The sequence below is a fragment of the Pseudomonas sp. Pme6b genome, from assembly GCF_058129925.1.
The window spans coordinates 5706837-5731468 of record NZ_CM176704.1; the positions used below are offsets into that span (position 1 = coordinate 5706837).

At 59.5% G+C, this 24632-nt stretch carries 23 protein-coding genes; 7 read left to right on the forward strand and 16 right to left on the reverse strand.

Features of this window, described 5'->3' with window-relative positions; genetic code table 11:
- Position 1: 1 nt before the first annotated feature.
- Both hutI and hutG read left to right on the forward strand, forming a co-directional pair.
- Positions 2 to 1207 (forward strand): imidazolonepropionase, encoded by a 1206-nt coding sequence (gene hutI, locus AC4ANE_RS25990; RefSeq protein WP_002555737.1) that lies wholly within the window; start codon positions 2 to 4, stop codon positions 1205 to 1207.
- 11 nt (positions 1208 to 1218) lie between these two features.
- A complete protein-coding gene (gene hutG / locus AC4ANE_RS25995; protein WP_002555738.1) occupies positions 1219 to 2019 on the forward strand; it encodes an N-formylglutamate deformylase in 801 nt (266 codons plus the stop codon).
- Positions 2020 to 2205: 186 nt separating this feature from the next.
- Here the strand turns inward: hutG and AC4ANE_RS26000 are convergent, their stop codons facing one another.
- The gene (locus AC4ANE_RS26000; protein WP_002555739.1) at positions 2206 to 4446 is read right to left on the reverse strand and encodes a heavy metal translocating P-type ATPase; all 2241 of its coding nucleotides are present in this window, start codon (positions 4444 to 4446) and stop codon (positions 2206 to 2208) included.
- 86 nt (positions 4447 to 4532) lie between these two features.
- Here AC4ANE_RS26000 and cadR point away from each other — a divergent pair, with 86 nt between their 5' ends.
- A complete protein-coding gene (gene cadR / locus AC4ANE_RS26005; protein ID WP_002555740.1) occupies positions 4533 to 4979 on the forward strand; it encodes a Cd(II)/Pb(II)-responsive transcriptional regulator in 447 nt (148 codons plus the stop codon).
- Between the two features lie 21 nt (positions 4980 to 5000).
- Here cadR and AC4ANE_RS26010 read toward each other — a convergent pair whose 3' ends face one another.
- The 6 genes from AC4ANE_RS26010 to AC4ANE_RS26035 form a co-directional block, all read right to left on the reverse strand.
- Positions 5001 to 5897, reverse strand: a complete 897-nt coding sequence (locus AC4ANE_RS26010) for a hypothetical protein (RefSeq protein WP_002555741.1) — start codon at positions 5895 to 5897, stop codon at positions 5001 to 5003.
- 3 nt (positions 5898 to 5900) lie between these two features.
- Complete coding sequence (locus tag AC4ANE_RS26015; protein ID WP_031597134.1) at positions 5901 to 6098, reverse strand: hypothetical protein; 198 nt, start codon at positions 6096 to 6098, stop codon at positions 5901 to 5903.
- A 75-nt stretch (positions 6099 to 6173) separates the two neighbouring features.
- On the reverse strand, positions 6174 to 7145 hold the full coding sequence (locus AC4ANE_RS26020) for a thymidylate synthase (protein ID WP_002555742.1): 972 nt from the start codon (positions 7143 to 7145) through the stop codon (positions 6174 to 6176).
- A 52-nt stretch (positions 7146 to 7197) separates the two neighbouring features.
- Positions 7198 to 8010, reverse strand: a complete 813-nt coding sequence (lgt, locus tag AC4ANE_RS26025; protein WP_002555743.1) for a prolipoprotein diacylglyceryl transferase — start codon at positions 8008 to 8010, stop codon at positions 7198 to 7200.
- A 1000-nt stretch (positions 8011 to 9010) separates the two neighbouring features.
- Complete coding sequence (gene ptsP, locus AC4ANE_RS26030) at positions 9011 to 11290, reverse strand: phosphoenolpyruvate--protein phosphotransferase (protein ID WP_002555744.1); 2280 nt, start codon at positions 11288 to 11290, stop codon at positions 9011 to 9013.
- Positions 11291 to 11311: 21 nt separating this feature from the next.
- Positions 11312 to 11791, reverse strand: coding sequence for an RNA pyrophosphohydrolase (locus AC4ANE_RS26035; protein WP_002555745.1), 480 nt, complete (start codon positions 11789 to 11791; stop codon positions 11312 to 11314).
- 142 nt (positions 11792 to 11933) lie between these two features.
- Here AC4ANE_RS26035 and AC4ANE_RS26040 point away from each other — a divergent pair, with 142 nt between their 5' ends.
- Positions 11934 to 12590, forward strand: coding sequence for a histidinol-phosphatase (locus AC4ANE_RS26040; protein ID WP_002555746.1), 657 nt, complete (start codon positions 11934 to 11936; stop codon positions 12588 to 12590).
- A 13-nt stretch (positions 12591 to 12603) separates the two neighbouring features.
- Here AC4ANE_RS26040 and AC4ANE_RS26045 read toward each other — a convergent pair whose 3' ends face one another.
- Both AC4ANE_RS26045 and ilvA read right to left on the reverse strand, forming a co-directional pair.
- The gene (locus AC4ANE_RS26045) at positions 12604 to 13032 is read right to left on the reverse strand and encodes a DUF2269 family protein (RefSeq protein ID WP_002555747.1); all 429 of its coding nucleotides are present in this window, start codon (positions 13030 to 13032) and stop codon (positions 12604 to 12606) included.
- A 163-nt stretch (positions 13033 to 13195) separates the two neighbouring features.
- Positions 13196 to 14710, reverse strand: coding sequence for a threonine ammonia-lyase, biosynthetic (ilvA, locus tag AC4ANE_RS26050; RefSeq protein WP_460408607.1), 1515 nt, complete (start codon positions 14708 to 14710; stop codon positions 13196 to 13198).
- A 163-nt stretch (positions 14711 to 14873) separates the two neighbouring features.
- Here ilvA and rpiA point away from each other — a divergent pair, with 163 nt between their 5' ends.
- Positions 14874 to 15545 carry a ribose-5-phosphate isomerase RpiA gene (gene rpiA, locus AC4ANE_RS26055; protein WP_002555749.1) on the forward strand — a complete coding sequence of 224 codons (672 nt, stop codon included), beginning with the start codon at positions 14874 to 14876 and terminating at the stop codon, positions 15543 to 15545.
- Positions 15546 to 15590: 45 nt separating this feature from the next.
- On the opposite strand, the gene AC4ANE_RS26060 is transcribed toward rpiA, so the two are convergent.
- The 4 genes from AC4ANE_RS26060 to AC4ANE_RS26075 form a co-directional block, all read right to left on the reverse strand.
- A complete protein-coding gene (locus AC4ANE_RS26060) occupies positions 15591 to 16496 on the reverse strand; it encodes an SdiA-regulated domain-containing protein (protein WP_031595525.1) in 906 nt (301 codons plus the stop codon).
- A 126-nt stretch (positions 16497 to 16622) separates the two neighbouring features.
- Positions 16623 to 17567: an SdiA-regulated domain-containing protein gene (locus AC4ANE_RS26065; RefSeq protein ID WP_002555751.1), complete on the reverse strand. Its 945-nt coding sequence runs from the start codon at positions 17565 to 17567 to the stop codon at positions 16623 to 16625.
- Positions 17568 to 17749: 182 nt separating this feature from the next.
- On the reverse strand, positions 17750 to 18415 hold the full coding sequence (locus AC4ANE_RS26070) for a fumarylacetoacetate hydrolase family protein (protein WP_002555752.1): 666 nt from the start codon (positions 18413 to 18415) through the stop codon (positions 17750 to 17752).
- A gap of 66 nt (positions 18416 to 18481) precedes the next feature.
- Positions 18482 to 19876 (reverse strand): FAD-binding oxidoreductase, encoded by a 1395-nt coding sequence (locus AC4ANE_RS26075; protein WP_002555753.1) that lies wholly within the window; start codon positions 19874 to 19876, stop codon positions 18482 to 18484.
- Positions 19877 to 20036: 160 nt separating this feature from the next.
- On the opposite strand from AC4ANE_RS26075, the gene serA reads away from it, so the two are divergent.
- Positions 20037 to 21266 carry a phosphoglycerate dehydrogenase gene (gene serA / locus AC4ANE_RS26080; protein ID WP_002555754.1) on the forward strand — a complete coding sequence of 410 codons (1230 nt, stop codon included), beginning with the start codon at positions 20037 to 20039 and terminating at the stop codon, positions 21264 to 21266.
- A gap of 122 nt (positions 21267 to 21388) precedes the next feature.
- Here the strand turns inward: serA and AC4ANE_RS26085 are convergent, their stop codons facing one another.
- Both AC4ANE_RS26085 and AC4ANE_RS26090 read right to left on the reverse strand, forming a co-directional pair.
- On the reverse strand, positions 21389 to 21826 hold the full coding sequence (locus AC4ANE_RS26085) for a DUF4399 domain-containing protein (RefSeq protein WP_002555755.1): 438 nt from the start codon (positions 21824 to 21826) through the stop codon (positions 21389 to 21391).
- A 136-nt stretch (positions 21827 to 21962) separates the two neighbouring features.
- Positions 21963 to 22598 carry a 2OG-Fe(II) oxygenase gene (locus tag AC4ANE_RS26090; RefSeq protein ID WP_002555756.1) on the reverse strand — a complete coding sequence of 212 codons (636 nt, stop codon included), beginning with the start codon at positions 22596 to 22598 and terminating at the stop codon, positions 21963 to 21965.
- A gap of 141 nt (positions 22599 to 22739) precedes the next feature.
- Between AC4ANE_RS26090 and AC4ANE_RS26095 the strand changes: the two genes are divergently transcribed.
- A complete protein-coding gene (locus AC4ANE_RS26095) occupies positions 22740 to 23492 on the forward strand; it encodes a DUF2059 domain-containing protein (protein ID WP_002555757.1) in 753 nt (250 codons plus the stop codon).
- Positions 23493 to 23506: 14 nt separating this feature from the next.
- Here AC4ANE_RS26095 and bipL read toward each other — a convergent pair whose 3' ends face one another.
- Positions 23507 to 24448 (reverse strand): phospholipase BipL, encoded by a 942-nt coding sequence (gene bipL / locus AC4ANE_RS26100; RefSeq protein WP_002555758.1) that lies wholly within the window; start codon positions 24446 to 24448, stop codon positions 23507 to 23509.
- Positions 24449 to 24632: the final 184 nt, after the last annotated feature.

Here is a 24632-nt window from a genome sequence, read left to right on the forward strand (position 1 = left end):
AATGAAAACGCTCTGGAAACACTGTCACATCGCAAGCATGGCGCACGGTAAATACTCGATCATCGAGAATGCCGCCATCGTGACCTCCGGAGCGCTCATCGAGTGGATCGGGCCTGAAACCGAGCTGGCCGAGCCGGAACATGACAACTGTATCGATCTGGGCGGAGCATGGGTGACGCCCGGCCTGATCGACTGTCACACGCACACAGTGTTTGGCGGCAACCGCAGCGGCGAGTTCGAACAGCGTCTCCAGGGTGTGAGCTACGCCGAGATTGCCGCAGCAGGCGGCGGTATCGCCAGCACGGTGCGCGCGACTCGTGCGGCCAGTGAAGATGAGCTGTACGCCAGCGCCGAGCGACGCTTGCGACACTTGCTCAAGGACGGCGTGACTACCGTCGAGATGAAGTCAGGTTATGGGCTGGACCTGGAAAACGAGCGCAAGATCCTGCGGGTGATCCGCCGCCTGGGTAATACCCAACCGGTCACCGTACGCGCCACCTGTCTGGCCGCCCACGCCCTGCCACCGGAATACGCGGATCGCGCCGACGACTATATCAATCACATCTGCAACGACATGCTGCCGACACTGGCTGCCGAAGGGCTGGTGGATGCCGTGGACGCGTTCTGCGAGTACCTGGCGTTTTCACCTGCGCAGGTCGAGCAGGTGTTCATCAGCGCAGGGCAGTTGGCGCTGCCGGTCAAACTGCATGCCGAGCAGCTTTCTTCGCTGGGCGGGTCAAGCCTCGCGGCACGTTACAAGGCGCTGTCGGCGGATCATCTGGAGTTCATGACCGAAGACGATGCCGTCGCCATGGCCGCTGCCGGGACCGTCGCAGTGCTGCTGCCGGGGGCGTTTTACTTCCTCCGTGAAACACAGCTGCCGCCGATGGAAGCGCTGCGCAAGCACGGCGTGCCGATTGCGATTTCCACCGACCTGAACCCCGGCACCTCGCCAGGGCTGTCGTTGCGTCTGATGCTCAACATGGCCTGCACGCTGTTTCGCATGACACCTGAAGAGGCACTGGCGGGTGTGACATTCAATGCCGCCAAGGCACTGGGCATGAGCGCGACCCACGGCTCGCTGGAGGTCGGCAAGGTAGCGGATTTCGTCGCTTGGGACATTGAGCGACCGGCTGATCTGGCCTACTGGCTGGGCGGCGATCTGGATAAACGCATCGTGCGCCACGGCGTCGAATCATCGATCTGAAGGAGAGCCCTGTGGATAACGTTCTGACATTCAAACGTGGCCGCGTTCCGCTGCTGATCAGCATGCCGCATGCCGGTCTGAAACTGACCCCAGTGGTCGAAACCGCGCTGGTGGACGAAGCATTGAGCCTGCCGGACACCGACTGGCACATTCCGCGTTTGTATGACTTCGCCGCTGAATTGGGCGCCAGCACCCTGGCCGCCGAATACTCGCGCTTTGTCATCGACCTCAACAGGCCGTCTGACGACAAGCCCATGTACGCCGGTGCGACCACCGGCCTGTTTCCGTCGATCCTGTTCGATGGCGTACCACTGTTCAAGGACGGCCAGACGCCCAGCGCCGAGGAACGAGCGCGGTATATGCAACAGATCTGGACGCCGTATCACCAGACGCTGGAGCAGGAACTGCAGCGCATGCGTGACGAGTTCGGTTATGCGCTGCTGTTCGACGCCCACTCGATTCGCGGCCACATCCCGCACCTGTTCGACGGCCGCCTGCCGGACTTCAACCTCGGCACCTTCAATGGTGTGAGCTGCGACCCGGAGCTGGCCAGCCGAATGGAGCAGGTCTGCGCTGCGGCCAAAGACTACAGCCATGTGTTGAACGGGCGCTTCAAGGGCGGCCACATCACCCGCCACTATGGTGACCCGGCCAACAACATCCATGCGGTGCAGCTGGAACTGGCGCAAAGCACCTACATGGACGAGTTCGTTCCGTTCAACTACCGCCCGGACCTTGCTGAACCGACCCGCGCGGTGCTGAAACCGTTGCTGGAAACCTTCATTGCCTGGGGACAGGAGCGGTTTGGCTGACTAAGTCGGACGCAGAGCGTCCATAAAAGCGCTACCACGCAGAGCGTGGGAGCGATAGCTAATAACTCTGTGGGAGCGAGCTTGCTCACGAAGACAGCCGATAGCCACACCGATTATCGTTCCCATGCTCTGCGTGGGAATGCCGTTCTGGACGCTCCGCGTCCGCCCTTCAACGCCCTCGACTGATCACTTCTTGAGCAACCGCAAGCCGTTGAACACCACCAGCAAACTCACGCCCATGTCGGCAAACACAGCCATCCACATGGTCGCCATGCCCGCAAACGTGATGCCGATAAACAACACCTTGGTCGCGATTGCCAGAACAATGTTCTGCTTGAGCACTGCCGAGGTCCGACGGGACAAGCGAATGAACGTCGGTATCTTGCGCAGATCATCGTCCATCAGGGCGACATCCGCCGTCTCTATAGCAGTATCAGTACCCGCTGCCGCCATCGCAAAACCAATCTCGGCCCGAGCCAGTGCTGGTGCATCATTGATGCCGTCACCCACCATGCCTACACGATGGTTGCGAGCATAAAGGGCCTCGATGGCACTCAGCTTGTCGGCAGGCAGCAAGTTGCCTTGCGCTTCGTCGATACCGACCTGATCGGCAATCGCCTTGGCGGTGTGCGGATTGTCGCCAGTCAGCATGACCGTTTTGATGCCCAGTTCATGCAACTGAGCGATGGCTTCACGGCTGGTTTCCTTGACAGTGTCAGCCACCGCAAACAGCGCGATCGGACCGGAGGTGTCCAGCAACAGCACCACGGTCTTGCCCTGCATTTCCAGAACATCGAGCTTCGCCTCCAGCTCTGGCGAACACAGACCCAGCTCTTCAACCAGGCGATGATTGCCCAGGTGATACATCTGGCCGTTGATTGCGCCCTTCACACCGCGTCCACCCAAGGCTTCAAACGCCGAGACCTCATGCAGCTTCAGGCTGCTGTCAGCCGACTTGGCAATCGCTTGCGAAACCGGGTGATCGGAGCGACCCGCAAGGCTCGCAGCAATGGCCGGCGCAGTGTCGGCGACCGTCGGCTCCAGCGGCACGTAGTCGGTCTGCACGGGCTTGCCGTGGGTCAGCGTGCCAGTCTTGTCGAGGGCCAGGTAATCAAGCTTCTCGCCCATTTCCAGATAAACGCCGCCCTTGATCAGGATGCCTTTGCGCGCCGCTGCCGCCAGACCGCTGACGATCGTCACCGGCGTAGAAATCACCAGCGCACAGGGGCAAGCGACTACCAACAACACCAGCGCGCGGTAAACCCAGTCAAACCATTCGCCGCCGAAAAACAGCGGCGCAATCAGCGCCACGCCCAAGGCGACAACGAACACCACCGGCGTATAGATGCGCGAGAAGCTGTCGACAAAGCGCTGGGTCGGCGCACGCGAACCCTGAGCCGCTTCTACCGCATGGATGATGCGTGCCAGCGTCGAATTGTTCGCCGCAGCGGTCACACGATATTCCAGCGAGCCCGCCTGATTGATAGTGCCCGCGAAGACCTTGTCGCCGACAGTCTTCTCGACCGGCAGGCTTTCACCTGTGATCGACGCTTGATCGATGGTCGAGTTACCGGACACCACCTCACCGTCGAGCCCTACGCGCTCACCTGGCTTGATGCGGACAATAGCGCCAATTTCAACGTTTTTAGCTTCAATTTCCTGCCAACTGCCGTCCGCCTGTTTAACGGTGGCCAGTTCCGGCGTCAATTGCATCAACCCGCTGATAGCGTTTCGGGCGCGGTCGAGGGACTTGGCTTCGATCAATTCGGCCACAGTAAACAGGAACATCACCATTGCCGCTTCAGGCCACTGTCCGATCAGAATTGCACCGGTCACCGCAATGCTCATCAGGGCATTGATATTCAGGTTGAAGTTCTTGAGCGCGATCCAGCCTTTCTTGTAGGTCGTCAGCCCACAACTGAAGATCGACACCAGCGCCAGCAGAGCAACGACCCAGGTCGGGCCGAGTGACGCCAAATGGACCACTTCAGCACCCAGTGCAGTAACGCCGGACAATGCCAGCGGCCACCAGTGTTTCTTCACGACCGGAGCCGCTTGGTCAGACGCTGCACCCTCCTCGACCGGCTCGGCCTGCATGCCCAGCGAACTGATGGCCTCACGAATCGGGTCGGTGGACGGCAGATCGTGCCAGACGCCCAGCAGGCGATTGATCAGGTTGAACTCAAGCTTCTGCACCCCGGCCAGCTTGCCCAGCTTGTTCTGGATCAGGGTTTGCTCGGTCGGGCAATCCATGGCTTCGATACGAAAGCTGCTCAAGCGACTACCTGATGCCAGCGCATCGTTAAAGGTCACCACAGCAGGTTGTGCATCGCTGGAGCAGCACGCATGAGCATGTTCTACGGGCTTTTGCTCAGGCGCATGCTCGCCGTGGTCATGTGCGGGGGAATTCTTGATCGTCGTGCCCATTCGTTGTGGCTCCAGGATTCTGCTTGTTGCCAAGTGAACACCCTGTAGCCACTATAGGGTCAAGCACTCAAACGAGATGAGTCCAAATGAAAATCGGCGAACTGGCAAAACTGACCGACACCCAGGTCGAAACCATCCGCTATTACGAGCGCGAAGGCCTGCTGCCCGCCCCTGCTCGCAGCGATGGCAACTACCGGCTGTACACTCAGGCACACATGGAGCGTCTGTCGTTTATCCGCAACTGCCGCAGCCTGGACATGACCCTGGAGGAAATCCGCAACCTGCTCAGCCTGCGCGACAGCCCGCAGGACCAGTGCGAAAGCGTCAATGCGCTGATCGACGAACACATCGAACACGTCAACGCCCGCGTCGCAAGCCTGCAAGCGCTTCAGGAACAACTACTCGACCTGCGCCGCCGCTGCAGCGATGGCGCAGCAGAGCATTGCGCGATACTGGAGAGGCTGGAAGTGACCGGGGCTGTGGCAGCGCCAGAGGGCGAGCCTTCACATGTGGGGAGGAGTCATGGGCATTGAGTTGGGTTTGACATCTCTCGTTTAACGCTGCGCAGCTTGCACCACCGCCACAAGCTCAGTGATCGCCTTTACAAGCTGATCTTTGGCAGCTTTCTCTTTCGCAGCCTCTTCACCCGCCCGCTCAGAATCAACGCGCTTGAAAGCTTCGCGTACTTCTTCGCTGAAGACGCTGATCGAGACAATATTTTCCTGCCGAAAACCAATAGGCCTGAGCGGTGTATCGCTTGGATAATCGGTCGTGTACACCACTTTAAGGGTGTCTTTATCCCGATAGCCACTGACGGTGGGTATTAGCAGAATCTCCTGATTCACACCCGTCACTTCGGTAGGGGCCCCGACATCCATGATGTAGCCGACGTAGACCTTTCGATCTGCCATCGTGATCATCACTTCATCCTTTTCGACGAATGCATCGAAAAGAGTCGAGCAGATAGGGCTGTGATCTACAGACTCGCCCAGCAGATAGGCCGCAATTTCTTCTTTTTTACTGGCACCCAGTTGCCACTTGAGAATCCTGACAGTAATAAAGGCCCCCAGACTTGGCATCGCCAAGGTCAGTAAACCTGAGAGGGCAAGGAACACACCCACTTGGCTAAAATTCCTGCCCGTGATGTCGAAGTCCTGTCCCAATTGACCTAAGGCACCCATGAAGTCGGTGTTCACGGCAAAACAGACTGGCGAGGCCGCGTTTGCCGCTTGCAGCCATTTGGGGCACAGCACACCCCAGTCATGCGAGAACAGGCCTGCAAGGACTGCAGTGACACACATGGCCGCTACAAAGCAGTAAATACCGTATCGCCCCACCTGCAAGTAAAGCATCTGGCCTTCATAGCGATGCAGCCTGCAGTAAACGGTGGGATCCTTCAGGCACACCAAAAAGCCGCTGACAAGTAGTGGCAGCAGAAGTAAAAAAGCCATTTATCAGGATTGGGCTTGAGGAGTGACCAGTTTTTTAGCCTTATCGCGTGAAGAGCGAACCAAGGCTTCGATTTCTTTGGCGTCCATGGACATGCGCCCCCCCCTTACCACAAGAGTGTCGATGCTCTTGATTGCCTGCATGAGTGCTGCGTCTTCAGCCTTCTTCGTATCACTACGATGTCCAATCCGATTGAAAAACATAGTCGATTCCATTGAACAAGGTCAGGGGTGTGCGCTGAAACTATAGCACAGCGCTAGATTCGTTCTCTTACGGGCTCAAACCGCCATCGGCGCCGTCATTGCCGGATGGTGCTGGTAGCCCTCCAGTGTGAAGTCGGAAGGCTCGATCAGCTCCAGCCACTCAGGCTGATACACACCGGTCTTGGCAAACTCGGGCACGCGGTCGGAGATCACCAGTTTCGGCATCGGGTACGGCTCGCGGGTCATCTGTTCGTTAAGCATGTCCAGGTGGTTTTCGTACACATGGGCGTCCCCTATGAAATAGGTAAACCAGCGCGGCGTGTAGCCAGTCAGGCGACCGATCAAGCTCAGCAGTGCAGCGCCTTCGGTCAGGTTGAACGGCGTGCCGAGGCCCAGGTCGTTGGAACGGATGTACAGCGTCAACGAGATTTCGCGGGTCTGCGGGTTCGGGTGCAGCTGGTACAGCAGGTGGCACGGCGGCAGGGCCATTTCATCGAGCTGTGCGCAGTTCCAGCCGTGGAACAGGATCCGGCGGCTGCCTGGGTCATTGATGATGGTGTCGACGCATTGGCGAATCTGGTCGATGGCCTTGTACAGCACTACGAACGACTGGCCGTCCTCTTCCGATTCGGCAATCTGGCGATAACCCTGACCAAGCGCCAGTTCGATGGCTGCGACATTGCCGGCATCGATACGCTTGTAGGCAGGCCACTTGCGCCACTGCACGCCATAGATTTCGCCCAAGTCATCCTCGCCCTTGCGGAACGGGTTGTTCAGCCACTGGGCGTTTTCGTTGGCGTTCTGGTCCCAGACCTTGCAGCCCAGCTCGCGGAATTCGGCAGCATTGTTCACGCCACGCAGGAAGCCGACCATCTCGCCGATGGCCGATTTGAAGGCCATGCGCCGCGTGGTGATCGCCGGAAAACCTTCCTGCAAGTCATAACGCAGCATCGCACCCGGAAAGCTGATGGTGTTCACGCCGGTACGGTTGGCTTGCAAGGTCCCGTGCTTGATCACATGTGCGACCAGTTCCAGATATTGCTTCATAAATCACCTGCCTTGTTGAACGCGCCGGGTGCTGACACCCGGCGTTTCGGTATTAAGCCGCTGCCTTGCTGGCAGCCGGGTCGCGCTTGTAGGCCAGCCAGATCAGGAACAGGCCGGCAATGACCATCGGCAGACTGAGGATCTGACCCATGGTCACCCATCCCCACGCCAGATAGCCCAACTGGGCGTCAGGGACGCGGACGAACTCGACCACAAAGCGGAAGATGCCGTAGAACAGCGCGAACATGCCGGAAACGGCCATGGTCGGGCGCGGCTTGCGAGCGTAAAGATTGAGGATGATGAACAGTGCAACGCCTTCCAATGCGAACTGATAGAGCTGCGAAGGATGACGCGCCAGTTGCGCAGGGTCGCTGAACGGCGGGAAAACCATCGCCCACGGCACGTCGGTCGGCTTGCCCCACAGCTCGGCATTGATGAAGTTACCGATACGCCCGGCCCCCAGGCCGATCGGCACCAGCGGGGCGACGAAGTCCATCAGCTGGAAGAAGCTCTTGCCGTTGCGTTTGCCAAACCACCAGGCCGCAATCATCACACCGACAAAGCCGCCATGGAACGCCATGCCGCCCTTCCAGACCTCGAATATCAGTAGAGGATTGGCGATGTAGGCAGACAGGTCGTAGAACAGCACATAGCCCAGCCGCCCGCCGACGATCACGCCCATGGCCAGCCAGAAAATCAGGTCGGAGAGTTTTTCCTTGGTCCAGGTCGGGTCGAATTTGTTGAGACGACGCGACGCGAGCAGCCAGGCGCCACCGATGCCGACCAGGTACATCAACCCGTACCAGTGAATTTGCAGCGGGCCGATAGCGACGGCTACCGGGTCAATCTGCGGGTAAGGCAGCATTGCGACTCCTCAATTGGAACGCCCTTGCGAGCGATTGAATCAGGCGCGCATGTTACCGGAGCCCGGCAGGATGCTCTAGCGGCGACCGATGGAAGCCGCCTGAACGAAGTGAAAAAAGATGCGCCTGATGTGTCTGGTGGTGACGAAGCGGGGGTTATCGCTCCCACGCTCCGCGTGGTAGCGCCTTTCTGGACGCTCTGCGTCCGATCTTGAGTCTGCGGTGCGGTGCAGATTTGTGACGCGGAGCGTCACGCAAGGCATTCCTACGCTGGAGCGTGAGGAACGATCACCTCACTATCGTGCGGCGCTCTGCGTCGCATGCAGTTCTGGACGCTCTGCGTCCGGTCTTGAGCGGGCGGCGCGGCGCAGATTTGTGACGCGGAGCGTCACCCACGGCATTCCCACGCTGGAGCGTGAGGAACGATCACCTCACTATCGTGCGGCGCTCTGCGTCGCATGCAGTTCTGGACGCTCTGCGTCCGATCTTGAGCGGGCGGCGCGGCGCAGATTTGTGACGCGGAGCGTCACCCACGGCATTCCCACGCTGGAGCGTGAGGAACGATCACCTCACTATCGTGCGGCGCTCTGCGTCGCATGCAGTTCTGGACGCTCTGCGTCCGATCTTGAGCGGGCGGCGCGGCGCAGATTTGTGACGCGGAGCGTCACCCACGGCATTCCTACGCTGGAGCATGAGGAACGATAATCTCGACTATCGTGCGGCGCTCTGCGTCGCATGCAGTTCTGGACGCTCTGCGTCCGGTCTTGAGCGGGCGGCGCGGCGCAGATTTGTGACGCGGAGCGTCACGCAAAGCATTCCTACGCTGGAGCGTGAGGAACGATCACCTCACTATCGTGCGGCGCTCTGCGTCGCATGCAGTTCTGGACGCTCTGCGTCCGATCTTGAACAGGCGGAGCGGCACAGATTTGTGACGCGGAGCGTCACGCAAGGCATTCCTAAGCTGGAGCGTGAGGAACGATAGTTCTGTAACTATCGTGGCGCTTAGTGCCCTTTGACCGAGCTCGGGTTGATCATCCGCGACAGGCCGAGGTTTTTCAGCGCCAGTTGCAGGGAGCTGCTGATGACTTGCGGGTTGTCGTTGGTCATCAACTGCGCAAGCAGCTCCTTGGCTTTGCTGAGGTTGATCTGACGCAGCATCCACTTCACTTTCGGCAGGTTGGTGGCGTTCATCGACAAGCTGTCAAAACCCATCGCCATCAGCAGCACAGCCGCAGCCGGGTCGCCGGCCATCTCGCCGCAGATGCTGACCGGCTTGCCCTCGGCATGTGCATCACGCACCACGCTTTGCAGGGCCTGGAGCACGGCCGGGTGCAGGTAATCATAAAGATCGGCCACACGCGGGTTGTTGCGGTCGACCGCCAGCAGGTATTGGGTCAGGTCGTTGGAGCCTACCGAGAGGAAGTCGACCTGACGCGCCAGATCGCGGGTCTGGTAGACCGCCGCAGGCACTTCGATCATCACGCCCACAGGCGGCATCGGCACGTCGGTGCCTTCGTCGCGCACCTCACCCCACGCCCGGTGGATCAGGTGCAGCGCTTCTTCCACTTCGTGGGTGCTGGAGATCATCGGCAATAGAATGCGCAGGTTATTCAGGCCCTCGCTGGCCTTGAGCATGGCGCGGGTCTGGACTAGGAAGATTTCCGGGTGATCGAGAGTGACGCGAATACCGCGCCAGCCCAGAAACGGGTTGTCTTCCTTGATCGGGAAGTAGGACAGCGACTTGTCGCCGCCGATATCCAGGCTGCGCATGGTCACCGGCAGCGGATGGAAGGCGGCCAGTTGCTCACGATAAATCGCCAGCTGTTCCTTTTCACTCGGGAAACGCTGGTTGATCATGAATGGCACTTCGGTACGGTACAGCCCCACCCCTTCGGCACCGCGCTGCTGAGCGCGAGCGACATCAGCCAGCAGGCCGGTATTGACCCACAGCGGCATGCGATGGCCGTCAAGGGTCACACAGGGCAGTTCACGCAGGGCATCCAGGCCTTGGGAAAGCTGGCGCTCCTCCTCGACCACCTTGCCGAACTGCTTGCGCATGATTTCGCTGGGGTTGGTGAAGACTTCGCCGTGATAACCGTCGACCACCAGATCGATGCCGTCGACCTTGGAGTAAGGGAAGTCCACCAGCCCCATGACCGTGGGAATGCCCATGGCCCGCGCCAAAATCGCAACGTGGGAGTTGCCGGACCCCTGAACCGATACAAGACCCACCAGCTTGCCTTCCGGCACCTCGCCCAGCATGGCCGGGGTCAATTCTTCACTGACCAGAATCGTGTTGTCGGGGTAGACCAGCGCCTGCTGCCGCGCTTCCTGCAGGTAGGCCAGCAGGCGACGGCCCAGGTCCTTGACGTCCGAGGCTCGCTCCCGCAAGTAGGCATCGTCCATCAGTTCGAAACGTTTGACGTGCTCGCTGACCACCGAGCGCAAGGCACCCTGCGCCCACTGGCCGGTCTTGATGACATCGGTCACTTCGCTGCCCAGCGAGGCGTCATCGAGCATCATCAGGTAAACATCGAACAGCGCGCGCTCTTCGGGGCGCAGCTGGGTGGCGAGCTTGGCTGACAGGGTGCGCATGTCATTGCGCACGCCTTCCAGCGCGTTCTGGAACAACGCCAGCTCGGCGGCGATGTCAGTGACGGTCTTGTCCGGCACCACCTCCAGATCGGCAGGCGGCAGCATGACCACTGCCACACCTACAGCAGCGCCCGGCGAACCGGCCACACCGACGAACTTGGCTTCCTGAATGCCCTTGCCCTGGCGACCCAGACCGCGGATCGAGCCGGTGGCTTCGGCATGGGCAATAACGCCCGCCAGTTGCGCGCTCATGGTCACAAGGAAGGCTTCTTCGCCCTCGTCGAACTGACGACGCTCCTTTTGCTGGATCACCAACACCCCCACCACGCGACGGTGGTGGATGATCGGCGCGCCCAGGAACGAGGCGTAACGCTCTTCACCGGTCTCGGCAAAATAGCGATAACGAGGGTGATCTGCGGCGTTTTCGAGGTTCAGCGGTTCTTCACGCGTGCCAACCAGACCGACAAGGCCTTCATTCGGCGCCATGCTGACTTTGCCGATGGAGCGCTTGTTGAGGCCTTCGGAGGCCATCAGCACAAAGCGGTTGACCTCGGCATCGAGCAGATAGACCGAGCAGACCTGGCTGCCCATGGCCTCCTTGACGCGTAACACAATAATGCCCAACGCCGCCTTGAGATCCTTGGCGGAGTTAACTTCCTGGACGATCTTGCGCAGCGTATTGAGCATGGCTCGGGGTCGAACTCCGTGTCAGTCGCGCGATAACAGGCGCGGGGCAAGCTCTTTGAGTGCGCGTCGATACACCTCGCGCTTGAATGTCACCACCTGGCCTAACGGGTACCAATAACTGACCCAGCGCCAGCCATCGAACTCCGGTTTACCGGTCAAATCCATCCGCACCCGCTGCTCGTTGGAGATCAGGCGCAGGAGAAACCATTTTTGCTTCTGGCCGATACACAGCGGCTGGCTGTGCGTACGGACCAGGCGTTGCGGCAGACGATAGCGCAACCAGCCCCGAGTGCAGGCAAGTATTTGCACATCATGTCGTTCCAGCCCGACTTCTTCATTCAATTCACGATAAAGCGCGTCTTCCGGCGTCTCCTGCGGGTTGATTCCACCCTGAGGAAACTGCCAGGCATCCTGGTTAATACGCCGAGCCCATAGGACCTGACCAGCATCGTTTGTCAGAATAATCCCGACATTAGGACGGAAACCATCGGGGTCGATCACGGCAACAACCTCGCAAACGCATGTCGCCGCATTGTTCCACAAAGGCGATCAAACCAGCAACGAGGCTTATCACCTTATGTGAAGACTTGTGAAAACCTCGTATTCTGGGACTCTTTTTTCAACTATTTCAGCGAGTAACCCTATGCGTCTGGCTTTATTCGACCTCGACAACACGCTTCTGGGCGGCGACAGCGACCATGCCTGGGGCGATTATCTGTGCCGACGCGGAATCCTCGATGCCGCAACCTACAAGACCCGCAACGATGAGTTCTATCAGGATTACCTGGCCGGTACGCTGAACATGACCGACTACCTGAATTTTACCCTGGAGATTCTGGGCAACACTGATATGGCGCAACTGGAGGAATGGCACCGCGACTTCATGCGCGACTGCATCGAGCCGATCATGCTGCCCAAGGCGCTGGAATTGATCGCCAAACACCGCGACGCAGGCGACAAGCTGGTGGTCATTACCGCTACCAATCGCTTTGTGACCGCACCGATTGTGGCGCGGCTGGGCATCAATACACTGCTGGCAACCGAATGCGAGATGGTTGATGGTCGTTACACAGGCCGTACTACGGGCGTTCCGTGCTTCCGTGAGGGCAAGGTGACACGCCTCAATCAGTGGCTTGAAGACAACGCGTTCAGCCTTGAGGACAGCTATTTCTACAGCGACTCGATGAACGACCTGCCGCTGCTGGAGCAAGTGGCCAACCCGGTTGCGGTCGATCCGGACGATAAATTGCGTGCCGAAGCCGAGCGACGCGGCTGGCCGGTTATCACCCTGCGTAACTGAACGTCGGCACTGCTCAGGCCGGTTTGAAGCCCATCAGACCGGCCATCGCCACAAAGCACACGACGCTGATCACCGTCAGCGCGAAGGTGAAGCCGCGCTTGCCACCTTTGGCACCAAGACGCAACCGGTTGAGCCTGGCCACCAGCCAGACCCAACTGCACAGCCCCAGGGTGTAAAGCACACTGCTGCCCAGCACCCAGGTCTGGCCCAGTGACAGGCCTTTCAAATGCACCAGCCACCAGCCACTGAACGGCAGCGTCGCCAGACACAAGGCCATCAACACCCAGAAAAACAGCAACGGCCGCTTGAGCAGACGATTCTGCACGGTCGTGTCGCCTTCAAGACGCACCTTGACCACCCCGCTGGCCAACACCAGCGCGCTGATCAGCAACAGCGCAATGGCGACGATGTGCAGGGTATTAAGGGTGGTGATGGGTTCCATGACGCGGTGTTCCTCTGGAATCGGGCTTGGGTGAGTTTAGCAGTGTGGACACAAGAGCCGTGCCTTAAGCGCTATCGCGCCCGTGCTCCACGTGGGCAAGCCGGTCTGGACGCTCCGCGTCCTCTTGTGACGCGGAGCGTGAGGAACGGGAGTATCTAAGGCCTCAGCCCAAAAACAGCCTGTACGCCGGGTTCTCGCTCTCGTCCCAATACGGGTAACCAATCTCGTCCAGCGCTGCGCCCACCAGATGCCGCTCTTCCTCCGGCACCACCAGCCCGGCAACCACCCGGCCGTCAGCAGCGCCGTGGTTGCGGTAGTGGAACATGGAGATGGTCCAGCGGCCGCCCAGGCGGTTGAGGAAGTTGAACAGCGCGCCCGGTCGCTCCGGGAACTCGAAGCGCAGCACCACTTCATCATTGACCCGCTCGGCATGCCCGCCGACCATGTGGCGGATGTGCAGTTTGGCCAGTTCGTTGTCGGTCAGGTCCAGCACCGGGAAGCCCTGGCCGGTCAGGCTGGCGATCAGGGCGCTGCGTGGGTCGTTCTCGGGATGGGTCTGCACGCCGACGAAGATGTGCGCCTCGCGATCAGTGTGATAGCGGTAGTTGAATTCGGTGATCTGCCGCTTGCCGATGGCCTCGCAGAACGCCTTGAAGCTGCCCGGTTGTTCAGGAATCGTCACGGCAATGATCGCCTCGCGGCCTTCGCCCAGCTCTGCACGTTCGGCCACGTGACGCAAACGGTCGAAGTTGACGTTGGCTCCGGAGTCGATGGCCACCAGTGTCTGACCGCTGATGCCGCGCTGCTCGACATATTTCTTGATCCCGGCAACACCCAGCGCGCCCGCAGGCTCGGTGATCGAGCGGGTGTCGTCGTAGATGTCCTTGATCGCCGCGCAGATCTCGTCGGTGTTGACGGTGATCACTTCATCGACATAATGGCGGCACACTTCGAAGGTGTGATGGCCGACCTGCGCGACCGCCACGCCATCGGCAAACAGCCCGACCTGGCTCAGCACCACGCGCTCCCCGGCGGCCATCGCCGCTTGCAGGCAGTTGGAGTCGTCCGGCTCGACGCCGATCACCTTGATCTCCGGGCGCAGGTATTTCACATACGCTGCGATACCGGCGATCAGACCGCCGCCCCCGACCGGAACAAAGATCGCATCCAGCTGCCCCGGCTGCTGACGAAGAATCTCCATCGCCACGGTGCCTTGCCCGGCAATCGTATCGGGGTCGTCATACGGGTGGATGTAGACGAAACCCTGTTCGTCGACCAGTTTCAGCGAATAGGCCAGCGCCTCGGGGAAGGAGTCGCCGTGCAGCACCACCGTGGCGCCCCGTGAGCGCACGCCTTCGACCTTGATTTCCGGGGTGGTGCGCGGCATGACGATAGTCGCCAGAATGCCCAGTTCACGCCCTGCCAGTGCCAGACCTTGCGCGTGGTTACCCGCCGAGGCCGTGACCACGCCGCGTGCGGCCTCTTCTGCGGTCAATTGCGCCAGCTTGTTGTACGCGCCGCGAATCTTGAAGGAGAACACCGGCTGCAGGTCTTCTCGTTTTAGCAGCACCTGATTGCCCAGCCGCTCGGACAGCTGGCGAGCGCCGTGCAGCGGGGTTTCGACCGCCACGTCGTACACGCGGGAGGTGAGGATTTTCTTGACGTACTGTTCAAGCATCGGGGTGGCATCACTGACGAAGCGGGCAAGGTCGGGAAGTCTACTCTGCGCACCGAAAGACGACCATACGAATGACAGGGCTTTGCGGCGCAGTCGCCGCTATAATGCGGGCCTTTTTTACATACCCCCTCTTTTTACCTACATCAGGCACCGTGGAGCCCGCATGACCCAGGATCAACTCAAACAGGCAGTCGCCCAGGCAGCTGTCGACTTCATCCTTCCGAAGCTCGATGACAAAAGCATTGTGGGCGTCGGCACCGGCTCCACGGCCAATTGCTTTATTGATGCGCTGGCTAAACACAAGGCGGCATTCGATGGCGCAGTCGCCAGCTCGGAAGCTACCGCCGCGCGCCTCAAGGGCCATGGCATTCCGGTGTATGAGCTGAACACGGTCAGCGATCTGGAGTTCTATGTCGACGGAGCCGACGAAAGCGACGAGCACCTGAACCTGATCAAGGGCGGCGGCGCGGCACTGACTCGCGAGAAAATCGTAGCGGCCGTGGCCAAGACCTTCATCTGCATCGCCGACGGCAGCAAGCTGGTGCCGGTGCTGGGCGCGTTCCCGCTGCCGGTCGAAGTCATTCCGATGGCCCGCAGCCATGTTGCGCGACAACTGGTGAAACTGGGCGGCGACCCGGTTTATCGCGAAGGTGTTCTAACCGACAACGGCAATATCATCATTGATGTGCACAACATGAGCATCACCAATCCGGTGGAGCTGGAAGCACAGATCAACGCCATCGTCGGCGTGGTCACCAATGGCCTGTTCGCCGCCCGTCCGGCCGACCTGTTGCTGCTGGGCACCACCGAAGGCGTGAAAACCCTGACGCGCTGATAAAACCGGTCGTGCCCACGCAAGGTGGGCATGACCCTCACAGGCTCAAGGCTTGCGGAACACGTAAAACAGGTTCGGCTCGCTCACCAGATACAGCGTCCCTTCTGCGTCCATAGCCATCCCTTCAGCCTGCGGCACGTCCTTGCTCAGCCCCATCGCCCCTTTTGCCAGCGAGCCGCTGCCAATCGGATGACCGCTGGTGTCGAGTTCAAGAATGCGCTTCGACTCATCGGACAAGGCCAGCAAATGGCCGCTGGTTTCATCGAATTGCAGGCTGGAAAGGTCACGAACCGACAGTCGGCCATCGCGCTTGCTGTTGGAGATGACCTGCAGATTGCCGGGAGCCTCGGAGTTGGTTCTGGGAAAGCCGCGCACTTCGATGATCTGCACCGGATCACGCTCGCGGGCGACAAACAGGCGCTTGCCGACCGAATCATAGGCCAGCCCTTCATAGCCCTTGTTGCCACTGGCGGTGATGCCCAGCGTCAATTGTTCTGCCTGGGCGGCGTCCAGACTTTTGGTGTTGTCATCGACGTGAATCTGAATCAGCCGGAGCCGGCGCTCATCGCTGATCACATAAGTGCCCGGGCTGATGTATTCGACAGCCTCGGCATCACCGAACCCGACCAGCGGAATGCGCCGCAGCACACGACCGTCCAGGCTCAGCTCGACCAGTTCGGGGGTCTGGTTGGTCACCGTAAACAGGCTCTTGCGGTCCGGGTCGTAGCTCAGGCCCGAGACATCATCCTGCAGCCCGTCGATCACCTGTGCTTCGGTGACGACGCGGTACTGATCCAGGCCAATGGACTGAAGCGAGTCGGACTGCCAGAACACCTGCCAGTCGAACAGGGCACTTTCAACATAGCGGTATCGCTGATTGGCGATCACGAACACAACGATCAGGGGTACAAGGGCCAGAAGCAGGACTAAAGAGCGAGTAGAGCGACGCATGAAGGGTGACTCGAACAGATTGAGCGGACGGGATTGATACCATGCCATCCTGAAAGCAAGCTTAATGGCATGGTGCTATATTTTTGCCGATTGTGTATCGGCGACCTGTGTAGTTGCCGTCCTGGCTCAGTGCTTGTGAAGCACCCGGTGAAACGAATAGAACAGGTTCGGTTCGCTGACCATGTACAGCGTACCGGCCTCATCAAGGGCCACGCCTTCTGCGCGCGGAATTGTGTCCTTCAAACCGTTCATGCCGCCCAGCAGGGTCATGAAGCTTACCTGCTCGCCTTGCTCGTCGACTTCCAGCAACAAGTGCGAATCGGCAGACAGCGCGAGCATGTGGCCGGTGCGCGGGTCGATGCTCAATGACGACAGATTGCGCATGTCCAGCGAGCGACTCGACAGCGGTTGCTTGTCGCCTTTCAGCACGTCACTGCCATCACTTTTCCAGGTGTACAGCGCGGGAGGTCGCTCCTCGCCCAGTATCAGCTGCTGACGCTGCGGGTCCCAGGCGATACCTTCGAAGCCCTTGTTCTGGTTGGCAGACTTGCCCAGTTCGTACTGGGGGAAATCCGCGATGTTCAGGGTGGTGGTGTCGGCGTTCACTTTAACGATGGTCAACTTGTGTTGGCGCTCATCAGTGATCGCAATCAGGCCATCGTTCATGACGGCAACACCTTCCGGATTGCTCCAGCCCACCAGCGGGATCTTGCGCATTACATCGCCCGTGAGCGTCAGCTCCACCAGAAACGCATTTTTGCCCATGACCGCAAACAGCGTTTTGGTCACCGGGTTATAGGACAGGTCCGACGCCTCGTCCTTTTCCATGCCCGGCAGCACCTTTGCGTCGATATCCACATGGTAGTCCGGCAGCCAGATACTGGCGTGACGACCTGCCTTGCTCTCGAACCGCTCCTGAAACCAGAGCAGCGCGCGATCATCCCAATGCATGATGAAGGCCAGCCCATAGCCCAGCAAGACAACCACTAACAACCACGAGTACCAGCGCATGTTGCGTAAGTAAGCGAAGCGTTTTTTGTTGCGAGGCGGCGTTGCGGCAGTACTGGCCATTCATGTGTTCCTGAGCAAATGAGACTTCATGACGACGTGGTGCCCTTGCAGGGACGGCCGGATTATCCAGAACAGGTGTGAAAAAAACGCAAAATCGGCTGAACTATCAGTCACTCCACAAACAAAAGCCACCCGGGAGTGATCCCGCGTGGCTTTGGGTGCAGCCTGAAGATGCTGTCGGGTTACCTGACGACGCTCTCGAACGGCGTCTGCCCGACCAGTTCCAGCGCGATCTGGTCGCCGGCTTCGAACGGCCCGACACCGGCAGGCGTGCCGGTCATGATCAGGTCACCGGCCTGCAGCGAGAAGTTGGCTGCCATGTGCTGGATCATCGGCACGATCGGGTTGAGCATCATGTTGCTGTTGCCGTCTTGAACCACCTTGCCATTGAGGGTCAGGCGGATACCGATGTCCTCCAGATCTGGGAAGGTCTCGGCGGGCACGAACGGCGGAATCACCGCAGCGCCGTCGAAACACTTGGCCAGCTCCCATGGAAGGCCTTTCTCACGCAGACGCGACTGCACGTCACGCAGGGTCAGGTCCAGGCCGGGCGCAAAGCCGCTGATCGCGTCCAGCACTTCTTCGCGCGAAGGGTTCTTGCTCAGGGGCTTGCCGATCAACACCACGATCTCTGCTTCGTAATGCACCGAGCCGCGGTCTGCCGGGATAGTGAAGCCACCCTCCAGCGCAACCACCGCGCTGCCGGGTTTCATGAACAGCAGTGGCTCGGTAGGCACCGCGTTGCCCAGTTCCTTGGCGTGTTCGGCGTAGTTACGCCCGATGCAGACCACTTTACCCAGCGGGAAGTGAATGTTGGTGCCATCGACATATTTGTGCTGGTAGCTCATGACGTCTCCTGAGGCTGTAAGAGGTAGCCTGCTTATTGTTGCGACGGATCAAAAGGTTGCGACGGATCAAACGGCGAAGATTTTGCCGGGATTCATGATCCCGTTGGGATCGAACACCGCTTTCAACGCCTTCATGTATTCGATTTCGATCGGCGAGCGACTGTACGTTAAATAGTCACGTTTGGTCATCCCGACACCATGCTCGGCCGAAATCGAGCCGTTGTACTTTTCGACAGTCTCGAATACCCACTTGTTGACCCGGGCACATTTGACGAAGAACTCGTTCTTGTCGAGGCCTTCGGGCTTGAGGATGTTCAGGTGCAGGTTGCCGTCGCCAATGTGGCCGTACCAGAGCACTTCGAAGTCTGGGTAGTGTTCGGCAACGATCGCGTCGATTTCAGCCAGAAACTCCGGCACTTTCGAGACAGTGACCGAGATATCGTTTTTGTACGGTGTGAAGTGCGAGATGGTTTCGGAGATGTACTCGCGTAGCTTCCACAGGTTGCGTAATTGCTGTTCGCTCTGGCTCATCACGCCGTCCAGCACCCAACCCTGCTCGACGCAGTGCTCGAAGGTCGCCAGGGCCTGATCGGCCAGGTCGTCGGTGGTCGCTTCGAACTCCAGCAACACATAGAACGGGCATGGCGTGTCGAAAGGCGACGGCACATCACCGCGCGCCATGACCCGGGCGAAGGATTTGTCCGAGAAGAATTCGAAGGCGGTCAGGTCGAGCTTGCCGTGAAAGGCATGCAGCACCGGCATGATCGAGTTGAAGTCCGAGGTGCCCAGCACCATCGCTGTGAGGTTCTTCGGCGCACGGTCCAGGCGCATGGTCGCTTCGACGACAAAGCCCAGCGTACCTTCGGCACCGATGAACAACTGGCGCAAATCGTAGCCGGTGGCGTTCTTGATCAGGTCCTTGTTCAGCTCCAGCAGGTCGCCCTTGCCGGTGACCACCTTGAGGCCCGCGACCCAATTGCGCGTCATGCCGTAGCGAATGACCTTGATACCGCCCGCATTGGTGCCGATATTGCCGCCGATCTGGCTGGAGCCCGAAGAAGCGAAGTCGACCGGATAATAAAGGCCGCTCTCTTCAGCCAGCGCCTGTAATTGCCGGGTGATCACGCCAGGCTGACAGACCGCCGTCCGGTCGGTGAGATTCAGATCCAGCACCTGATTCATGTAATCGAACGAGACGACCACTTCACCGTTGGCAGCCACCGCGGCCGCCGAAAGCCCGGTTCGTCCACCCGAAGGCACCAGCGCCACGAGCCGCTCATTGGCCCAGCGTACGATGGCCTGCACCTGTTCGGTGGTCTTGGGGAATACGATGGCCAGTGGCGCAGGAGTGAACTGCTTGGTCCAGTCCTTGCCGTAAGTTTCCAGAGAACCGGCATCGGTGAGTACCTTGCCGGGGTCAACCAGGGTCTGCAGCTCATCAATCAAAACGCGATCGGTCATTGAATCAATTCTCGAACGATTCATGGGCATCCTGAGAACGGTTCACGTTCGGGATGAGGTTTCGCGGGGCTCATATGCTAGCATACGCCCCCCGTGAGTCGTGCCCAGAGCCGAACCGGGCACCCCCTGCCAATTTTCTTCGGGACACAGGTTTACGCAGATGAGCAAGACTTCCCTCGACAAGAGCAAGATCAAGTTCCTTCTTCTCGAAGGCGTCCATCAGTCCGCTGTCGACGTCCTCAAGGCAGCCGGCTACACCAGCATCGAGTACCACACCAAGTCTCTGCCGGAAGCCGAACTGAAAGAAAAGATCGCCGACGCACACTTCATCGGTATCCGCTCCCGCACTCAGTTGACCGAAGAGCTGTTCGATTGCGCCAAGAAACTGGTTGCCGTCGGCTGCTTCTGCATCGGCACCAACCAGGTTGACCTCAATGCAGCGCGTGAGCGCGGTATTGCAGTGTTCAATGCGCCCTACTCCAACACCCGCTCGGTAGCAGAACTGGTGCTGGCCGAGGCGATCCTGCTGCTGCGCGGTATCCCTGAGAAGAACGCTTCCTGCCACCGTGGCGGCTGGATCAAAAGCGCGGCCAACTCTTTCGAAATCCGTGGCAAGAAGCTCGGCATCATTGGCTATGGCTCGATTGGTACGCAGTTGTCGGTGCTGGCCGAAGGCCTGGGCATGCAGGTGTACTTCTACGACACGCTGACCAAGCTGCCACTGGGCAACGCGACTCAGGTGTCCAGCCTGAACGAGCTGCTGGGCATGTCCGATATCGTTACCCTGCACGTGCCGGAAACCTCGGAAACCCAGTGGATGATCGGCGAAAAAGAAATTCGCGCGATGAAAAAGGGCAGCATCCTGATCAACGCGGCTCGCGGCACAGTCGTTGAACTGGACGCCCTGGCCGACGCGATCAAGGACAAGCACCTGATCGGCGCTGCAATCGACGTGTTCCCGGTCGAGCCACGCTCGAACGACGACATCTTCGAAAGCCCGCTGCGTGGCCTGGACAACGTGATCCTGACCCCGCACATCGGCGGTTCCACTGCCGAAGCGCAGGCCAACATCGGTCTGGAAGTCGCAGAAAAGCTGGTCAAGTACAGCGACAACGGTACGTCGGTATCGTCGGTCAACTTCCCGGAAGTGGCCTTGCCTGCTCACCCCGGCAAGCATCGCCTGCTGCACATCCACGAGAACATCCCGGGCGTGCTCAGCGAGATCAACAAGGTCTTCGCCGAGAACGGCATCAACATCTCCGGTCAGTTCCTGCAGACCAACGAGAAAGTCGGTTACGTGGTCATCGACGTCGACGCCGAGTACTCCGACCTTGCCCAGGCCAAGCTGCAACAGATCAAAGGCACCATCCGCAGCCGCGTTTTGTTCTGACCCGAGCGCCGTGCCCACCCCGTGTGGGCACGATCAGTGTTCTTCCGGGCACCTATCGTTCCTCACGCTCCAGCGTGGGAATGCAGTTCACGACGCTCTGCGTCATACAAGCACTGACAGCCCTACTTCACATTGATCGTGATCTTCTTCGACTCGACCGACGGGTTCAGCGGCATGTGGCCTTTGTCGCCCATCAGTAATTGCAATGTGTGCTGACCAGGCGGCAGGTTGATTTCGGTTTCGGTCTGGCCCTTGCCGAAGTGACGGATGTTGTCACTGACCGGCAGCGGCGCATCCATCGCTGGCTGGTCGTTCACATCGATCAGCAGGTGATGGTGACCGGTATCGGGAACATCCACACCCGCAGGTGCGACGCCCATGCCTTTGAGACCGAATTGCACCTTGAACGGTGAGGTCACGGTTTCACCGTCCTTGGGCGAGATGATGTACACCTCGGCGCCTTCAGGGGATGCAGTGCGTGGCATATCGGCGGCGCTGACCAGCATGGATGCGCTGAGCAACAGGCCCGCGACCATCGTTCCAGAAAATAAGGATTTCATGATTGCTCCGGTTGCAGTTGACGTAAGTCGACCCTCACACAACAAATCCGTCGGTTCAGGAGTGCTCAAGATAGACCGCAGCCGGGCTCAATGGCTCACTGCATTGATGAAACAGTTTTCATGAACAGGCAACAGGTCACTGAAACAGCTCGTTACCGCGGCGCCTGAACCAGCCCGTCAGTGACAGTCGATCACGGCTGGCAGGCATGACTTCATGGGGAATTTCACCGGACAGAAAAACCACCAGGCAACCGCCTGTAGGCTGGACGTCGTAAGCCACATCGTCCTTGAGGTACATGCGCAACTGGCCGCCATGCTCGGGCAGCCAGGCATTGTTGAGGTAAAGCACCGCCGACACCATGCGCTTGTCATCATCGCGAAAGCGATCCACATGCCTGAGGTAGCGGGCACCCGGTGGATACAGCGCAAAATGGCTTTCGTAGTCCTCCAGCCCCAGGAAAAGGCCGCGATTGAGCGCCTGACGCAGGCTTTCCATCAATTCCAGATAGCTGTCGCAACACTGCACCTGCCCCGCTTCAAGCCACTGAATGCGGTCACCACGAATGCCTTCGCGTATTTCCTGCGCTGCGCCCTTGCCAATAGCGGCAGGCTCGAGCTCGCCTTCGGCAGCACGTTTTCGGCACTCTTGCTCAAGTTCAAGAGTCAGAGCTTCGGGCAGGAAAATATTCTGCTGCGACCAGCCGTTGGCGGCCAGGTCGTCGACGATTCGCAACAGCAGTGGGTGGTCAGAGGGTATGCGCATGGCGTGCATAGTATCGATAAGCCATGAAATCCGACAGAGGCGTATACATGTGGTATCACACGCGTGAGATTTCACTCGCCGACGGCACTCATAACTCGACAAATCCACGCTAACACCCGGAGAATAGCGGCCTGCCGACAGGAGTCCCCAATGCGTCGTTTGTTTGTTTTGCTGTTGATGTTCTGCACCTCCCCTGCCTGGGCAGACAGCTACGATCAGTTGTACAAGGCCGCAGGCTGGCCGGAACAGCGCGCGCATTTCAACGATGCTCTCAAGGCTGCCCAACAGCGCTACAGCAACAACCTGCCGCCTGCGGTTTATCAAGCGCTGGTCAATAACAGCAATCAGCGTTTTTCCCCCCAGGCCATGGACCAGCGCGCGTCCAGGCGCCTGCGTGAAAGCCTCAAGGACCCTACACCGTCGCTGCAATTTTTTCAGTCGCCGCTGGGTCGCAAGATCGTCAACGCCGAACTGACCGCAACCCGCGCCGACCAACTGGCCAAGCACGCGCAAGGGCTGCCGCATATCGAAGCGGACGCCACGCGTCAGTTGCTGATTGGCCATCTGGCCCAGGCGCTGCCAGCCAGGCAGGCTGGTGCGGAAGTCAGCCTTGCCATCGCAGGCGTTGCCGCCGACAGCCTGAGCCAGATGATTCCCGGCCTGTTGGGCGGCGGTCAGGCGCAAGGCATGCTCGAAGGCCAGCGCGAAAGGCTGATGGCGCAGATCAGCGCCGACCTGAACAACACGCTGCTGTATGTGTACCGCGACCTGTCCGACCCTGAACTTGAAGAGTTCTCGACCTTCGCCGAGTCGCCGGAAGGCAAAGCCTATTATCAGGCAGCACTGGCTGCGATTCGCGCCGGTCTGGCCGTCGGGCAGAGTGCGTCGAGCCTGAACCCCTGATCGGTACCGACGGCTTAGCGCAAACGCCCTTCCAGAAAATCAAAGTACCTTGCCCGTAACTCCGGCGATTCATTGGCCAGATGATGCCGGGCGTGCCCCAGCATCAGGATCTGCGGCTGGCTGAACTTGCCTTTCAGAACCGTGAGGTTGTGAGACCAGTCGACCGTCAGGTCCGCCTCGCCCTGAATGATCAACGGGCTGCGCAGGCTCCGCGGCGCGCGCTCAATACGCACAATCCATTGCGACAACGCGCCGACCCAGGCAGTGGGCAGGCGACGCGGCTGCAAAGGGTCCGCCAGGAGAAAAGGCAGGAACGCAGGCGCATTGGAGTTTTCGGTGAAACGCCGGGCAATGCCGTTTACGAACGGCTTGAGCAGGTGATAACTCAACCGCGACCATCCCCAGGCCCTTGGCCTGACCAGCGGTGCCAGCAGGATTACCTCACCTTGCGCAGGCGTGTCGTGCCCCTGATGGAGCAGGTGATCGGTAACGATGGCACCGCCCATGCTTTGTCCGCACAGGTGCCAGGGATGTGGCAGCCCAAGGCCTTCGGCTTCAGACAGCAGACGTTGCAACACCAGTTGGTATTCGGCGAAGTCATTGATATAGGCGCGACTGCCGCTCGACAGACCATGCCCCGGCAGGTCGCAGGCGATCACGGCAAAGCCTTGCTCCAGAGCCCACTCGATCACATGCCGGTACAGGCCCATGTGGTCATAGAAGCCGTGAAACAGAAACAGCGTGGCGACCGGATTGTCAGGCAGCCAGACCTGCCCGACCACCTCATAGCCCGCCACATCGAGGCGCCCCAGCCAGCTGCGTATGACGTTTTCGCCACACAGTCCGGCAAGACCGTAGAAGCGCTGATAGGCCAGTCCCTCCATGGAAAGCGGATCAATAACGCTCAGCGGCAGCAGGCTGGCACGCAGGTTATCGGGGTCGAACGTGACGGACATGTGGTTTCCAGATTTCAACAAATGACTCGTAAAGTTGTGTAACGATATTCTTCTGTCTGCCCCGGCATGGCAAGCTAAGCGGCTGTAATCGCAGACATCTGTCATTGAACGTGCACATTGCTGTCTGCACACTGGGCGATGCTCGCGAGCTCACCTGCCCGAATTCGCCCTGAAGCCGTTTCGA